Source organism: Pseudomonas sp. GW821-FHT01A09 (assembly GCF_058986725.1).
On sequence record NZ_JBYSWB010000022.1, the window covers coordinates 41,010 to 55,367 of the forward strand.

Genomic DNA, 14,358 nt, shown 5'->3' on the forward strand with positions numbered 1-14,358 from the left:
CGCCGAGCGCTGAGACACCGCGCCGGCAAGGGTCGATCACTGTTTGGCCTGTGCATCCAGAGGGCGCATCGACAGGGCGATACGCTCGGCGGTACCGATCGGGATTTCACCCACTACCGTGACCATGACATCGCCCTTGGGCGTGCTCAAACGCCGCGAGACGGCAGCGGTCGGGCCCAACTGAGTACGCGCATCCTGGGCCTTGGCGCCATTGAGCGGCTCGAGGAACACCGAGAAACGCGCCAGGCCATCGTCGTACATCAAGCTACTGACGGTGGACTTGCTGTCCGCGTCCTTGCGCACCGCGCTACTGGCCAGCTCGAAACCGGGCGGCAACCAATCGGAATGCCAATTGATCGGGCCGGTCGGATCTTTGACCGCAGCGACCTGGGCTACCGGGTTACAGTTCTTGCTGGCGCTCAGATCGGCATCTTCGGGCGTGGCCGGGTCGAAACGAGTGAACTGGAAGCGCTCGAGCAATTGGCCCTTGTCATTGAGCAATAACGACTTGAGCAGCAACCCGGTTTCGCTGTCCAGGTGCAGTTCGAAACCATATCGGTATTGATCCTTGGGCGTCATCGTCACGATGATGGCCTTGCGACCAGCCACGCGCGACTCCCCGGCGACCGCAAGGTCATACCAGGACATGAGTTTCAAGGGATCGAGGGGTCTGGGGGACGTGGCCGGGGCAACGCTCACACCCGGCACCAGGGCACCGCTGACGCACTGCGTCTGGCCGTTCACACGCACGACTTCCTGGGCAGAGCCATCGAGCTGCAACAAACGCTCGCTGACTTTGCCGCTCTGGGCGCGATGCCAGATGTCGTGGGTGGAGAAACTGCCGCTGCGTTCGTAAACGAAGGTACCCTGAAAACTCTGCTGCTGCTCGGCTTGTGCCAGGCGATTAAGCCATTGTGAAGCGTCGTTGGCCGCGAAGGCCGGGACGCTCAGACACCCACCGAGCATTAACGTCACTAGGGTTGAGCCGCGCATGAAGCTCCTTAACGGTTTTCCAGGCTCGCAGCGCGAGCGTACGGCAGCGCGGTATCAGTACCTTTGACGGCAGCTTCCTGAGCATGCTGACGCAGGTAACCTGGCAGCTTCTGATCTTGCCAGCCAGCCTGGTTCTGCAGAACGCCGTTGGCCATCGGCCCGGTGCTCGGTTGCTCAGCACTTTCAGTGTAGCCAGCCAGCACGGCCGGGCCCTGCACTTGAGGTACCGAAGGACCGGACTGAACAGGCTGCTGTTGAGCAAGCTGTGCGCCAGTGACTTCGTCGTGGTTGTACAGGCGTACACCTGCCAGCACGGCGACGGTAACGGAAGCGGCGACCGCCAGGCGACCCAGGCTACGCCAGGCGCGCGGCTTGGACTTGGCCGGTACGACCTCGTCAGCCAAGGCAGCGGACACGGCGGCGGCCAGATCCAGTTTCGGATCGAGCAAATCCTTGTGCATCACTGCACGTGCGACTTGGTAACGAGACCAGGTAGCACGGGTTTCGGCATCGTCAATGGCACTCAGTACCCGACGTAATTCCAGTTCGTCCGCTTCGTTATCCATCACTGCGGACAGCGATTCCTGCAGGGCTTCACGACTCATGGCGTTCCTCTCTTGGCTATCGCCGCTGTCTCAGGATTCCTGCAACAACGGCTGCAGGGCTTTATCGATGGCTTCCCGAGCTCGGAATATCCGAGAGCGAACGGTACCCACCGGACACTGCATGACGCTCGCAATGTCTTCATAACTCAGACCGTCGAATTCACGTAAAGTTAGTGCCGTACGCAAATCTTCTGGCAGTTGCTGGATGGTCCGATGGACAGTGCCCTCGATTTCATCCCGCAGCAAAGCGCGCTCCGGGGACTCGAGGTCCTTGAGACCATGATCACCGTCGTAGAACTCTGCGTCTTCTGAACTCACATCGCTATCTGGCGGCCGGCGTCCGCGGGACACCAGATAGTTTTTCGCCGTGTTGATGGCGATACGGTACAGCCACGTATAAAACGCACTGTCACCGCGAAAGTTTCCAAGAGCCCGGTACGCCTTGATGAACGCTTCCTGCGCGACGTCCTGAGCCTCATGAGTGTCGTGCACGAAGCGCACGATCAAACCGAGAATCTTGTGCTGGTACTTGAGTACTAACAGATCGAAAGCTCGCCGGTCCCCGCGCTGTACGCGTTCGACCAGTTGCTGATCCTCTTCCTGGGTTAGCATGCACACTCCTCAGTGAACGTTAAGGAGCATCGCAAAAGGCATCGTTCAGGCTTGCAAACATAGACTCGGGCTTTTCGCAAAAGTTCTCCCCTCCAAGCAAGTTTTCCTGCAGTCGCTGTGGGCGCTGCACGAAAAACGCAGCACGGACCGGCCGGCTGCGCCAATAATCTTGTCGTAGAAACCCGAAGTGCTTCGCAAGCGCAAGTGCACAGCCGATTCGACGCTGTACCTTTTATAGGTAACCCCTTATGGATTCAACGTCCATACAGAAAGTTCCCCCTGAATTCTCAAGCTTTCGTGCGATGCAGCTGGCTATTGTGCCGCTACGCCTGCCTATATACTAGGGAACGTTTGCCCGGGCAGCACCGCAGTCGCCCCGGAACCGGCCGTGGCAGCCCCGCGACCGGGCCAGCGCTTGATCCTTGGCGGCCTGTCCCGCCTTCGTCAGTCGTCTCGGAATCATAATAATGACTCAGCAGTTCCAACATGATGTTCTGGTAATCGGCAGCGGCGCCGCGGGCTTGAGCCTAGCGCTGAACCTGCCGGGCGATTTGCGCGTGGCGGTCCTGAGCAAGGGTGACCTGCACAACGGCTCGACGTTCTGGGCCCAGGGCGGCGTCGCCGCGGTGCTGGACGACACCGACACCGTGCAGTCCCACGTCGAGGACACCCTCAATGCCGGCGGCGGCCTGTGCCACGAAGACGCGGTGCGCTTCACCGTCGAGCACAGCCGCGAAGCCATCGAGTGGCTGATCGCCCAAGGCGTACCCTTTACCCGCGACGACAGCGGCGAGCCGGACGACGGTCATTTCGAGTACCACCTGACCCGCGAAGGCGGCCATAGCCATCGGCGTATCATTCATGCCGCCGATGCCACGGGCGCGGCGATCTTTACCGCGCTGCTCGAACAGGCCCGGCAACGGCCGAACATCGAATTGCTGGAGCAGCGGGTTGCGGTCGACCTAATTACCGAACGCCGTCTTGGGCTCGACGGTGATCGCTGCCTGGGCGCCTACGTGCTCGATCGCCGCAGCGGCGAGGTCGACACCTTCGGGGCCCGCTTCACCGTCGTCGCCACAGGCGGCGCGGCCAAGGTCTACCTCTATACCAGCAACCCGGATGGTGCCTGCGGCGATGGTATCGCCATGGCCTGGCGCGCCGGATGTCGGGTGGCCAATCTGGAGTTCAACCAGTTTCATCCGACCTGCCTTTATCACCCGCAGGCCAAAAGCTTCCTGGTGACCGAGGCGCTGCGCGGCGAAGGCGCGATCCTCACGCTACCCAACGGCGAGCGCTTCATGCCGCGCTTCGACCCGCGTGGCGAACTGGCCCCGCGCGACATCGTCGCCCGCGCCATCGACCACGAGATGAAGCGCCTGGGTATCGATTGCGTGTATCTGGACATCAGCCACAAGCCTGCCGCCTTCATCAAGGCGCACTTTCCTACGGTGTACGAACGCTGCCTGACCTTCGGCATCGATATCACTCGCCAGCCCATCCCGGTGGTGCCGGCGGCGCACTACACCTGCGGCGGCGTGGTGGTCGACCAACAGGGCCGCACCGATGTGCCGGGCCTGTATGCCATTGGCGAAACCAGCTTCACCGGCCTGCACGGCGCCAACCGCATGGCCAGCAACTCGCTGCTGGAATGCTTCGTGTACGGCCGCTCCGCCGCGGCCGACATCATCGAGCGGCTGCCCAGCACGCCGATGCCCGAGCAACTGCCGGGCTGGGACGCCAGCCAGGTCACCGACTCGGATGAAGACGTGATCATCGCTCACAACTGGGACGAGTTGCGGCGCTTCATGTGGGACTACGTCGGGATCGTGCGCACCACCAAGCGACTGCAGCGTGCCCAGCACCGAGTGCGCCTGCTGCTGGACGAGATCGACGAGTTCTACAGTAACTACAAGGTCAGCCGCGACCTTATCGAGCTGCGCAATCTGGCGCAGGTGGCTGAGTTGATGATTCGTTCGGCCATGGAACGCAAGGAATCCCGCGGGCTGCACTACACGCTGGATTACCCGCTGATGCTCGATGTGGCAGTGGATACGGTGCTGGATCCCAATACCGCAGCGTAACCCCGTAGCGGGGGGGCTTGCCCCCGACAAGATCCGCCTGCAACCGATAGGGCGCTGGCACCATTTTTCGGAGGCAAGCCCCCTCGCTACAGGGAAACCGGCGCCCAGCGTCGGCGGCTGAATTTGAGGCGCACCCGCAAGCGACGGTGCTGGTCGGCGGGCATGGCGTCGGACAACACGCAGACGCTGCGGCTGAACCACTGCCCCGGCCGGCGATAGCGCAGGATTACCAGCCCCGGCAACGCCACGCTATCGTGGCGCAACTGCACCGGTTGCCAGCCACGACCGGCCGTCCACAGCCGCCAGCCGTTGCGGTCCCGACTCAGGCCTTGCACCGCCAAGGGATGACTGAGCAGCACCTGGCGCGGCATGACCCAGGCCCCATGGGCGAGGCACAGCAGCAACAGCGCCAGCTTGATCGCGCCCGGCACCGCCAGCAGCAGACAGGCCATCAGCGCCAGCAGATGCCCACTTGCACACACCACCAGCAAACGCCTCGACGCCCGCCAGCGGCACTCGAACCTATCACTTGGGCTGGACACGGTCCAGAATCATGCGAACCATGCGCTGCAACTCGGGATCTTCGGACTCGCTGCGCTCCATGAACCAGCCGAACATGTCCTGATCCTCGCACTCCAGCAGCTTGCGGTAGCACTCGCGGTCGACATCGCCCAGGTGTGGGTAGACCTCTTTGACAAACGGTACCAGCAGCACATCCAGCTCGAGCATGCCGCGGCGGCTATGCCAGTAGAGCCGGTTGAGTTCAATATCTTCGACCATGGAGCTCTCCTCAAATAGGCGGGCAGTATACAGAGGGGAAGATGCCGGGGCACCCGCGACCATCGGCGAAAGTGTTTGCAGGGGTATATGACCCTGTGTTCCGTACGGCTACCAAGGTCCAAGGTCGCTGCTACCAAGGTCCCTACCCATTTGCCCGGTGGCGCACTATGATGGGCACCAGTCTCTTTCCACTGCGAAGACCCATGGCCGATTCCGCTTTTTTCTGCGCGCTGTCCCACGAGGGCGTTGTTGCCGTGCGTGGCTCAGATGCCAGCAAGTTCCTGCAGGGTCAACTGACCTGCAACCTCAACTACCTTGACCAGGACCACGCCAGCCTGGGCGCACGCTGCACGCAAAAAGGCCGCATGCAATCCAGCTTCCGCATCCTGCTGCAAGGCGATGGCTGCCTGTTGGCGATGATCAGCGAGCTCATCGAGCCGCAACTGGCGGACCTGAAGAAATACGCGGTGTTCTCCAAGTCCAAGCTCACCGACGAAAGCGCCAGCTGGGTACGTTTCGGCCTGCAGCAATTACCGCTGGGCGACGCCGACAGTCGCGATGCGGCCCGCGATCCGAGCCAGGCCGTGCTCGATGAGCTGGGCCTGCAACTGGCCGAGGACACCCACAGCGTCGCCCGCGCCGGCGAGCTGATCGCGGTGCGCGTGTCTGCCGACCGTGCCGAGCTCTGGGCCCCGACCGAGCAAGCCCCTGCCCTGCTGGCGAAACTTGCCGACCATCTGCCGCAAGCCCCGCTCAACGACTGGCTGCTGGGTCAGGTCCGCGCCGGCGTCGGCCAGGTGATGGCCCAGACCCGCGAGCTGTTCATCCCGCAAATGCTCAACCTGCAGGCCGTGGGCGGTGTGAGCTTCAAGAAAGGCTGCTATACCGGGCAGGAAATCGTCGCGCGCATGCAGTACCTGGGCAAGCTCAAGCGTCGCCTGTACCGGGTTGCCCTGACCGCGGACACCCTGCCGGAGCCAGGCACGCCGTTGTTCGCGCCCAGCCACAACAGCGCCGTAGGGGAAGTGGTCATGGCGGCCCAGGCTTGCAGCGGTATCGAACTGCTGGCCGTGCTGCAGGCCGACGCCGTCGAAGGCGGCGAGATTCACCTCGGTGACGCCAGCGGCCCTGTGCTGAGCGTATTGACCCTGCCCTACGAGCTGGACCGCGACCGCGAAATCCAGCGCTGAACCCACTGTTCAGGCACCGCCCCGGTGCCTGTGAGGGCAGCGGTTCAGCACCGCAACCACTTTAGAGTACCGAGATGAGCAACCTGGCGCAAACCGTTCAAAAGGACTTGCTGGCAGCGATCGACAGGGACGATCTGATGCTGCCCACGCTGCCTGAAGTGGCCTTGCAGATCCGCGAAGCCGCCGAAGACCGCGACATCAATGTCAGCGAACTGAGCAAGGTCATCGGCCGCGATATCGCCCTGTCCGCGCGCTTGATCAAGGTGGTCAACAGCCCCCTGTTGCGCGGCAGCAGCGAAGTCACTGCGCTGCACACGGCAATCACCCGGCTGGGCGTCAACTACAGCTGCAACCTGGCCATCGGCCTGGTGATGGAACAGATCTTCAACGCCCGCTCCGCCGTGGTCGAGCAAAAGATGCGTGACATCTGGATCAGCAGCGTGCAGATCGCCGGCATCGCCTACGAGCTCTGCCGCCACAGTGACAGCGGCCTGAAGCCCGATCAGGCAGCGCTGGCGGGGATGATTCACCAGATCGGCGCGCTGCCGATCCTGATCTATGCCGAAGAGCACAACGAGCTGCTGTCCGACCCGATCTGCCTGAACCACGTGATCGACCGCATCCACCCGCTGATCGGCGAACACATCCTCAAGAAGTGGGATTTCCCCGCGCCGCTGGCCAACGTTCCCGAGTGCTATCTGCGCCTGCACCGCGAGCCCGGTCCGGCGGATTACGCCGACGTCATCCAGATCGCCAGCCTGCTCAACCAACCGGCCCGCGAGGGTGCTTCGATCAGCAGCCTGGACAGCTGGCATCGGCTCAAACTCGGTGATCGCCCACCGCTCGGCCATGACGAGCTGGTCAGCGCGAGGCAACTGCTGGCCTGAAGCGGCGCCTCAGCGCACGGGGAAACTGACCCGCACCTTGAGCCCGCCCGCCTCGCCGTCATGCAGGCTGATACGGGCCAGATGCGCCGTGCAGATTTCGCCGACGATCGCCAGGCCCAGGCCAGTGCCGGCACTGTATTGATTGCGCCGATAGAAGCGCTCGAATACCCGCTCACGCTCTTCGACGGGAATCCCTGGCCCGTCGTCTTCCACCTCCAGCACTCCCGGGGCACTGACCCGCAGAATGACGTTGGCGCGGGTGTGCGCCAAGGCGTTGTCCACCAGATTGCTGAGCAGCTCGTTGAGCAGCGTCGGCTCGCCCGACAGCCACACCGGTTCATCCGCCTCCAGCGCCAGCGACACGCCGCGAGCGTGGGCCAGCGGCGCCATGGCCATGCCCAGCTCCCGTGCCAGCGCGGTCAGGTCCAGACGCTGGGCGCCGCCTTCGGCGATCGCCCGCGCGCCATTTTCGACCCGCGCCAGCGACAGCAGCTGGTTGGCCAGGTGGGTGAGGCGATCGGTGCTCTGCCCCGCCGCGCTTAAAGTCTCGCGCCACACGGGCGGTTCAGGCGCACGCAAACCCAGCTCCAGCCGTGCCTTGAGCGCCGCCAGCGGGGTACGCAACTCATGGGCGGCATCGGCGATGAACTGCGCCTGACGCTCGAACTGCCCGCGCAGGCGCTCGGTAAAGTGATTGAGGGCCTGCACCAACGGCAGCAGTTCGCGCTGCACCTCGACCTCCGGCAATGGCCGCAAGTCATCGGGCGCGCGGTCCTCGACGGCGCCTCGCAAGCGCTCCAGCGGCCGCAACGCCGCACTCACGGTGAACCACACCAGCACCAGTGCGCCCAAGCCCAGCATGCCCAGGCGCAGCAGGGTATCGGCCATCAGGCTGCGGGCCATGGCCTCGCGGGCCTCGTCGGTTTCGGCGACACGCACTTCGGCCATGCCGTTCATGCCCGGCTCGACCACCGCCTTGAGCAGGCTCACTACCCGCACGTTCTGGCCTTGATAGCGCGCGTTGTAAAAGCTCGCCAAGGCCGGATAGTCATCGGTGCGCAAGGTACCCGGCGGCGGTCCGGGCAGGTTTTCGTACCCGGAGATGAGCTTTTTGTCGATATCGATGACCTGGTAATAGATATGCCCGGCGCTGTCGTAGGCGAAGGGATCGAGGGCCAGATACGGCACCTCGGCACTGAGCATGCCATCGCGCTCGGACAGCCCGGCGGCGATGGTCCGCGCCGACGCCAGCAGGGTGCGATCGTAGGCCGTGTCGGCTGCCTCCCGGCCGTTCCAGTAGGCGCTCAGACCGCTGGCCAGCATCAGCACCGTCAGCAGAGTGCCAAGGTTCCACAGCAGCCGGCCACGCAGGCTGCCCGGTTCACGCATCGCGCTGTTCCAGCAGATAGCCGAGGCCGCGGAAGGTGACGATGGCCACCGGATGGCCGTCGAGCTTCTTGCGCAGGCGGTGGATGTAGATCTCGATGGCGTCGCTGCTGGCGTCTTCGTCCAGGCCGAACACCTGAGCGGCCAGTTGCTCCTTGCTCATGACCCGCCCGGGGCGTGCGATCAGCGCCTCCAGCACCGCCTGCTCGCGGGAGGTCAACGTCAGCACCTCGTCGCCCAGGGTAAAGCGCCGGGTGTCGAGGTCGTAGACCAGAGCGCCGCAGCGTTGCTGACGCTCACCACCGAGTACGCTACGACGCAGCAGGGCCTTGACCCGGGCTTCCAGCTCGGTGAGTTCGAAGGGTTTGGCCAGGTAGTCATCGGCGCCCAGGTTGAGGCCATGGACGCGATCCTTGACGTCACTGCGCGCCGTGAGCATGAGCACCGGGGTGTTACGCCCGCGGCCGCGCAGGCGAGCCAGCACCTCGAAACCATCCAGGCGCGGCAGGCCGACGTCCAGCACCACCGCGGCATATTCTTCGCTGGCCAAAGCCAGGTCGGCCGCCACGCCATCGTGCAGCACATCGACGGTCAGCCCGGTGCTTTTCAGCGCCTGGGCGACGCTGTCGGCGAGTTGCGGATGGTCTTCTACAAGCAGGACGCGCATGGGCGGGCTCCGGAAATTCGGTAGTGTAACCCTATCCCTGTAGCGAGGGGACTTGCCCCCGAAAGGCGCAAACACCACGAGCGGCAGGCCGGGCCTATCGGCGGCAAGCCCCCTCGCTACGGGTTGTCGGCAGTGTCGTGCCGGGCCCAGTAGCGAAACAACGGCTCAGCCAGAAACAACACGAACAGCAGCCGCATCACCTGCATCGCCGTCACCAGGGGCACCGACAGTTGCAGGGTCTCCGCTGTCAGGCTCATCTCGGCAATTCCGCCCGGCATCATCCCCAGGGTCAAGGAACGCAGATCCAGATGGGTGAACACGCTCAAGCACCAGGCACAGGCCGCCGCGATCAGCATGGTCAGGGCCGTGCCCAGCAAGGTACGCCCGAGAAACGACGGCGCGCGGCGGAAGAACGAACGGTTGAAATGACAGCCCAGGCCACTGCCGATCAACCACTGGCCCATCTGGCTGGCGCCATTGGGCAGGCTGATGTGCAGATCGAAGCTGACACTCACCACCGCGCTGAGCAGCAACGGCCCGAACAACCACGGATTGGGCTGTTTGAGCCGTTGCCAGCCCCAGCCCAGCAACGCCCCCAGCGGGAAGATCACCGCCAGCCAGCGCCAATCCACCACCGTGGCGTGGCCAAGCGGTGCGCCTTCGCCCAGCAGGTACTTGAACAGCGCCGGCACGCACAGCACCACCACCAGCACCCGCAGGCTCTGCCCCGCCGCCACTTGGCTGAGGTCGGCACCGTTGCGCGCACCGAGGTTGACCATCTCTCCCGAACCACCCGGCATGCTGGAGAAAAACGCCGTCGCGCGCTGCTCACCGGTGCGGCGCAACAACCACACGCCCACCACCGAAGACACACTGGTGAGCAAGGCACCGAAAAAGATCAGACCGAAATGGCTGGCCACCTGCTCCAGCACATGCGGGGTGAAATGCAGACCGATGCCCACGCCTATCACCCATTGGCCGAACTTGCGGCCGCCGGGGATCTCGCGCAACTGCCAGGGCGTCGCGCAGCGCACCAGGATGATCGCCAGCAACGAGCCGATCATCCAGGGCAGCGGCCAGCCGATCAGGCTGGCCACGAAACCGCCGGCCAGGCCGGCCAGCGGCGTACTCCACCATGGCAAACGAGGGACTTCAGACATCCGCCACCGCACGGCGCGCCACGCTGCGTTTACGCCAGATGCGCAACAGCGGCATCAGCAGCATGAAGGCGGTCAGCACCCAGACCCCGAACGTGATCGGACTCGACCACAGAATCTGCAGCTCGCCATTGGAAATCGACAGCGCCCGGCGCAGGTTCTGCTCCATCAGTCCGCCGAGGATGAACCCCAACAGCAACGGCGACAGCGGGAAATCCAGCTTGCGCAGCAGGTAACCGAAGATGCCGATGCCCACCATCAGGAACAGATCGAAGGTGGTGGCATGCACCGCGTACACACCGATACCGGTGATGATGGCGATCACCGGAACCAGTGCCCAGTTCGGCACGGCGAGGATGCGGGTAAAGATACGAATCATCGGGATATTGAGGATGACCAGCATGATATTGGCGATGAACAACGAGGCGATCAGGCCCCAGACGATATCCGGCTGCTGCTGGAACAACAATGGCCCCGGCGTGATGTTATAGAGCGACAGCGCGCCGATCATCACCGCCGTAGTCCCCGAACCCGGCACCCCGAGGGTCAGCATCGGCACCAGCGCACCACAGGCCGACGCGCCGATGGCGGTTTCCGGCGCCGCCAGGCCACGTTTGTCGCCCTGGCCGAAGTGGCCGCCAGCACCGGCGATGCGTTTCTCGGTCATGTAGGCCACGGCGCTGGCCAGGGTCGCGCCGGCACCCGGCAGCACGCCCATGATGAAGCCCAGCAGACCGCAACGGAGGTTGACGGTGAACACCGAAGCGGCTTCCTTGAAGTTGAACATCATGCGCCCGGTGGCCTTGATCGCTTCCTGGCCGCGGTGGGTCTTTTCCAGCAGCAGGAAAATCTCGCTGACCGAGAACAGCCCCAGCACCAGCACCACGAACTGGATGCCATCGGCCAGGTGCACGTTGTCGCCGGTGAAGCGGTACACGCCGCTGTTGGCATCGATGCCGACGCTGGACAGAAACAGCCCGATCAGCGCGGCGATAAAGGTCTTCAGCGGCCGGTTGCCGGCCATGCCGCCCAGGCAGACGATGGCGAACACCATCAGCACGAAGTACTCGGCCGGGCCGAAGGCGATCGCCCACTTGGCCAGCAACGGCGCAAACAGCACCATGCCGCAGGTGGCGATGAAGGCACCGATGAACGAACTCCAGGCCGACAACGACAACGCCACTCCGGCCAGGCCCTGACGGGCCATGGGGTAGCCATCGAGGGTGGTCATGACGGTCGAGGCTTCACCGGGGATGTTGAGCAGGATCGAACTGATCCGCCCGCCATATTCACAGCCCAGGTACACCGCAGCCAGCAGGATCAGCGCCGACTCCGGCGGCAGGCCGAGAGCGAAGGCGATCGGAATCAGCAGCGCCACGCCATTGATCGGGCCCAGCCCCGGCAGCAGACCGACCACGGTACCGATCAAGGTGCCGGACAGCGCCGTGACCAGGTTGTAAGGACTCAAAGCAACGCCGAAGCCTTGCCCCAGATAACCCAGCGTATCCATGGTCAGATCTCCAGAAAATCAAGCAAGCCCAGGGGCAGCGGTACATCCATTACCCGATCGAACAGCCAGTACAGGCCGATGCTCATCAGCGTGATGATCACCACGCTGGGCAGCCAGCGGCCGCCATACAGACGGGCCATGGGAATGCCTATGAGAATGGCGCTGAGGACGAACCCCAGCGGTTCGAACAGGCCGGCAAAGACCAACAGCAACAGTGTGCAGATGACGATCTTGTTCAGCGTCGGACGATCCAGTTGTGGTTCGTCCTCGCTGTGGACGATGGCCGTGGGCCGGATGAGCATGTACAGGAACGACACCCCGAGCAGCGCCAGCATCAGCAGCGGGTAGGCGCGAGGGCCGACCGGTTCGTAGGAAAAGGCGGCCTGGTAGGGCCAGGCCATGATGGCCAGAACCAGGCACACCAGCAGCATCGCCAAGGCGAACAGGCGTTGAAAGACGAGCATGGGCAATCCTCCGCAGCGCCGACCGACGGCGCAAGGAAAGGCTCCGAGCGCCGAGGCGCTCAGCGTCGGGTCATTGAATCAGGCCGAATTCCTTGGCCAGCACCTTGTAGTCGGCCACCTGTTTCTTCACGTAGGTGTCCAGCTCGGCGCCGGTCATGGCGAAGGGGAAGAGTTCGCGCTGGTCGCGCAGTTTGGCGAAGTCTTCGGACACCAGCAGCTTGTCGAAGGCCTCTTTCCACCAGGCGTACTGCTCGTCGGTGACCTTGGGGCCGACGTAGAAGCCGCGCACCACCGGCCAGACGATGTCGTAGCCCTGCTCGCGGGCGGTGGGGATGTCTTTCATTTCCGGCTCGTCCAGGCGCTTGTCGGAGAACACCGCCAGCAGGCGCATGTCGCCGCTCTGGATATGCGGCATCGAGTCGGAGATATCGGTGCTGCCGACCTGGATGTGGCCGCCGAGCAAGGCCGTGGCGATTTCGCCGCCGCCCTCGAGCGCCACATAGCGCAGGTCGCGCGGGTTGATGCCCGCCGCCTTGGCGATCAGCGCGGTCTGCATCCAGTCCTGACTGCCAACGGTACCACCGGAGCCGATCACCACTTTGCTGGGATCGGCCTTAAGGGCTTTGACCAGGTCATCGAGGGTCTTGTAGGGCGAGTCGCTCTTGACTGCGATGGCGCCGTAGCTGGTACCCACCGCTGCCAGCCAGCGTACGGCGTTTTCATCGAAACGACCGAACTTGCCCTGCGCCAGGTTGAGCAGCGAACCGCTGGACCAGGCGATCAGCGTGCCGGCATCGGCTGGCCGCTGGGCGACCACCGCGTTGTAGGCCACCGCGCCGACACCGCCCGGCATGTAGGTGACGCGCATCGGGCTGGTGAGGATCTTTTCGTTGACCATGGCGCTCTGGACCAGCTTGCAGGTCAGGTCGAAACCGCCACCCGGGGAAGCCGGGGCGATGCATTCGGGGCGTTTGGGTTCGGCGGCGAACAGCGAGCCGGACAACATCAGACAACCGGCAGCCAGGGCGAGCGGGCGCAGGGACAGGTTCATGGGGAGTCTCCTTATTGTTCTTGTTATCGAGTCGCATCATGGCGAATCGTATTCGGGCGGGTCGGTACCCGCCGTGAAGGGATGCTAATTCGCCAACCTTTCAGCAACCTTTCAGCCTGTACGGCGCATTGACCTGTAGCGAGGGGGCTTGCCCCCGAAAGATTTTCCAGCCACATCGTTGTGCCTGTGCAATCGCCATCGGGGGCAAGCCCCCTCGCTACAGGCCGAGGTGCGCCAGGTCGATCAAACCGCCGCCAGCCGCCAGTCGATCGGCGCCAGCCCATGCTGCTCGAGAAACTTGTTGGTCCGGCTGAAATGGCCATTGCCGATAAACCCGCGATAGGCGGACAGTGGCGACGGATGCACGGATTTGAGCACCAGATGCTTGGTGCCATCGATCAACTTGGCCTTGCTCTGGGCGTGAGCGCCCCACAGCAGAAATACCGAGTTGGGCTGCTGCTCGCTGACCACCTGAATGATCCGATCGGTAAAGTGCTGCCAGCCACGATTGGCATGGGACGCGGCATTGGCGCGCTCCACCGTCAGCGTCGTGTTGAGCAGCAGCACGCCCTGCTCGGCCCAGTGCTGCAGGCAGCCGTGGCTGGGAATATCGATGTTGAGGTCGCGCTTGAGCTCTTTATAGATATTGAGCAGCGACGGCGGCGCGGGAATGCCCGGCTGCACCGAAAAACACAAGCCATGGGCCTGGCCCGGGCCGTGATACGGGTCCTGGCCGAGAATCACTACCTTGACCTGATCCAGCGGGGTCAGGTTCAGCGCATTGAAGATCAAAGGCCCCGGCGGATAGATCTCCTTGCCCGCAGCATGCTCTGCACGCAAAAACTCACGCAGTTGGGCCATGTAGGGCTGATCGAACTCTGCACGCAGCGCGTGCTTCCAACTGGGCTCGAGTTTGATGCGGTCATCGTTGGTCGTCATGGGCTCACCCGAAAAAACTGTGGGCGGACACTAGGA

At 63.7% G+C, this 14,358-nt stretch carries 15 protein-coding genes; 3 read left to right on the plus strand and 12 right to left on the minus strand.

What is annotated here, in order from left to right; genetic code table 11:
* Positions 1 to 36: 36 nt before the first annotated feature.
* Genes AC3WJP_RS21640 through rpoE form a run of 3 tightly spaced genes read right to left on the minus strand, consistent with a single transcriptional unit; the run spans position 37 to position 2,210 of the window.
* Entirely contained in the window at positions 37 to 993 is a 957-nt protein-coding gene (locus AC3WJP_RS21640) for a MucB/RseB C-terminal domain-containing protein (protein ID WP_493722958.1), read from the minus strand.
* An 8-nt stretch (positions 994 to 1,001) separates the two neighbouring features.
* Positions 1,002 to 1,598, minus strand: a complete 597-nt coding sequence (locus tag AC3WJP_RS21645; RefSeq protein ID WP_493722957.1) for an RseA family anti-sigma factor — start codon at positions 1,596 to 1,598, stop codon at positions 1,002 to 1,004.
* A 30-nt stretch (positions 1,599 to 1,628) separates the two neighbouring features.
* Entirely contained in the window at positions 1,629 to 2,210 is a 582-nt protein-coding gene (rpoE, locus tag AC3WJP_RS21650) for an RNA polymerase sigma factor RpoE/AlgU (protein WP_040070299.1), read from the minus strand.
* 467 nt (positions 2,211 to 2,677) lie between these two features.
* Between rpoE and nadB the strand changes: the two genes are divergently transcribed.
* Entirely contained in the window at positions 2,678 to 4,291 is a 1,614-nt protein-coding gene (gene nadB / locus AC3WJP_RS21655) for an L-aspartate oxidase (RefSeq protein WP_493722956.1), read from the plus strand.
* A gap of 86 nt (positions 4,292 to 4,377) precedes the next feature.
* Here the strand turns inward: nadB and AC3WJP_RS21660 are convergent, their stop codons facing one another.
* Positions 4,378 to 4,833 (minus strand): protein YgfX, encoded by a 456-nt coding sequence (locus AC3WJP_RS21660; RefSeq protein ID WP_493722955.1) that lies wholly within the window; start codon positions 4,831 to 4,833, stop codon positions 4,378 to 4,380.
* Positions 4,817 to 5,071: an FAD assembly factor SdhE gene (locus tag AC3WJP_RS21665; protein ID WP_493722954.1), complete on the minus strand. Its 255-nt coding sequence runs from the start codon at positions 5,069 to 5,071 to the stop codon at positions 4,817 to 4,819. The genes AC3WJP_RS21660 and AC3WJP_RS21665 overlap by 17 nt, the downstream gene beginning before the upstream one ends.
* Before the next feature lie 203 nt (positions 5,072 to 5,274).
* Between AC3WJP_RS21665 and ygfZ the strand changes: the two genes are divergently transcribed.
* On the plus strand, positions 5,275 to 6,261 hold the full coding sequence (gene ygfZ / locus AC3WJP_RS21670; protein ID WP_493722953.1) for a CAF17-like 4Fe-4S cluster assembly/insertion protein YgfZ: 987 nt from the start codon (positions 5,275 to 5,277) through the stop codon (positions 6,259 to 6,261).
* A 74-nt stretch (positions 6,262 to 6,335) separates the two neighbouring features.
* Positions 6,336 to 7,148, plus strand: coding sequence for an HDOD domain-containing protein (locus AC3WJP_RS21675; protein ID WP_493722952.1), 813 nt, complete (start codon positions 6,336 to 6,338; stop codon positions 7,146 to 7,148).
* A gap of 9 nt (positions 7,149 to 7,157) precedes the next feature.
* Here the strand turns inward: AC3WJP_RS21675 and AC3WJP_RS21680 are convergent, their stop codons facing one another.
* The 7 genes from AC3WJP_RS21680 to ung all read right to left on the minus strand — a co-directional run bounded on the left by AC3WJP_RS21680 (position 7,158) and on the right by ung (position 14,322).
* A complete protein-coding gene (locus AC3WJP_RS21680; RefSeq protein ID WP_493722951.1) occupies positions 7,158 to 8,537 on the minus strand; it encodes a sensor histidine kinase in 1,380 nt (459 codons plus the stop codon).
* Positions 8,530 to 9,201, minus strand: coding sequence for a response regulator (locus AC3WJP_RS21685; RefSeq protein WP_493722950.1), 672 nt, complete (start codon positions 9,199 to 9,201; stop codon positions 8,530 to 8,532). Before AC3WJP_RS21685 ends, AC3WJP_RS21680 begins: the two co-directional genes overlap by 8 nt.
* Before the next feature lie 116 nt (positions 9,202 to 9,317).
* The gene (locus AC3WJP_RS21690; protein ID WP_493722949.1) at positions 9,318 to 10,361 is read right to left on the minus strand and encodes an AbrB family transcriptional regulator; all 1,044 of its coding nucleotides are present in this window, start codon (positions 10,359 to 10,361) and stop codon (positions 9,318 to 9,320) included.
* Entirely contained in the window at positions 10,354 to 11,868 is a 1,515-nt protein-coding gene (locus AC3WJP_RS21695) for a tripartite tricarboxylate transporter permease (protein WP_493722948.1), read from the minus strand. The genes AC3WJP_RS21690 and AC3WJP_RS21695 overlap by 8 nt, the downstream gene beginning before the upstream one ends.
* A gap of 2 nt (positions 11,869 to 11,870) precedes the next feature.
* Positions 11,871 to 12,332, minus strand: coding sequence for a tripartite tricarboxylate transporter TctB family protein (locus tag AC3WJP_RS21700; protein WP_493722947.1), 462 nt, complete (start codon positions 12,330 to 12,332; stop codon positions 11,871 to 11,873).
* A gap of 70 nt (positions 12,333 to 12,402) precedes the next feature.
* Positions 12,403 to 13,383: a Bug family tripartite tricarboxylate transporter substrate binding protein gene (locus tag AC3WJP_RS21705; protein WP_493722946.1), complete on the minus strand. Its 981-nt coding sequence runs from the start codon at positions 13,381 to 13,383 to the stop codon at positions 12,403 to 12,405.
* Positions 13,384 to 13,626: 243 nt separating this feature from the next.
* A complete protein-coding gene (ung, locus tag AC3WJP_RS21710) occupies positions 13,627 to 14,322 on the minus strand; it encodes a uracil-DNA glycosylase (protein ID WP_493722945.1) in 696 nt (231 codons plus the stop codon).
* Positions 14,323 to 14,358 lie beyond the last annotated feature (36 nt).

Excerpts from the sequence above, each read along its gene's own strand:
- AC3WJP_RS21685 (WP_493722950.1), bottom strand. The coding sequence starts at position 9,201 with ATGCGCGTCCTGCTTGTAGAAGACCATCCGCAACTCGCCGACAGCGTC.
- AC3WJP_RS21705 (WP_493722946.1), bottom strand. The coding sequence starts at position 13,383 with ATGAACCTGTCCCTGCGCCCGCTCGCCCTGGCTGCCGGTTGTCTGATG.
- AC3WJP_RS21675 (WP_493722952.1), top strand. The coding sequence starts at position 6,336 with ATGAGCAACCTGGCGCAAACCGTTCAAAAGGACTTGCTGGCAGCGATC.
- AC3WJP_RS21665 (WP_493722954.1), bottom strand. The coding sequence starts at position 5,071 with ATGGTCGAAGATATTGAACTCAACCGGCTCTACTGGCATAGCCGCCGC.
- ung (WP_493722945.1), bottom strand. The coding sequence starts at position 14,322 with ATGACGACCAACGATGACCGCATCAAACTCGAGCCCAGTTGGAAGCAC.
- AC3WJP_RS21645 (WP_493722957.1), bottom strand. The coding sequence starts at position 1,598 with ATGAGTCGTGAAGCCCTGCAGGAATCGCTGTCCGCAGTGATGGATAAC.
- AC3WJP_RS21680 (WP_493722951.1), bottom strand. The coding sequence starts at position 8,537 with ATGCGTGAACCGGGCAGCCTGCGTGGCCGGCTGCTGTGGAACCTTGGC.
- AC3WJP_RS21640 (WP_493722958.1), bottom strand. The coding sequence starts at position 993 with ATGCGCGGCTCAACCCTAGTGACGTTAATGCTCGGTGGGTGTCTGAGC.
- AC3WJP_RS21700 (WP_493722947.1), bottom strand. The coding sequence starts at position 12,332 with ATGCTCGTCTTTCAACGCCTGTTCGCCTTGGCGATGCTGCTGGTGTGC.
- rpoE (WP_040070299.1), bottom strand. The coding sequence starts at position 2,210 with ATGCTAACCCAGGAAGAGGATCAGCAACTGGTCGAACGCGTACAGCGC.
- AC3WJP_RS21695 (WP_493722948.1), bottom strand. The coding sequence starts at position 11,868 with ATGGATACGCTGGGTTATCTGGGGCAAGGCTTCGGCGTTGCTTTGAGT.
- ygfZ (WP_493722953.1), top strand. The coding sequence starts at position 5,275 with ATGGCCGATTCCGCTTTTTTCTGCGCGCTGTCCCACGAGGGCGTTGTT.
- AC3WJP_RS21690 (WP_493722949.1), bottom strand. The coding sequence starts at position 10,361 with ATGTCTGAAGTCCCTCGTTTGCCATGGTGGAGTACGCCGCTGGCCGGC.
- nadB (WP_493722956.1), top strand. The coding sequence starts at position 2,678 with ATGACTCAGCAGTTCCAACATGATGTTCTGGTAATCGGCAGCGGCGCC.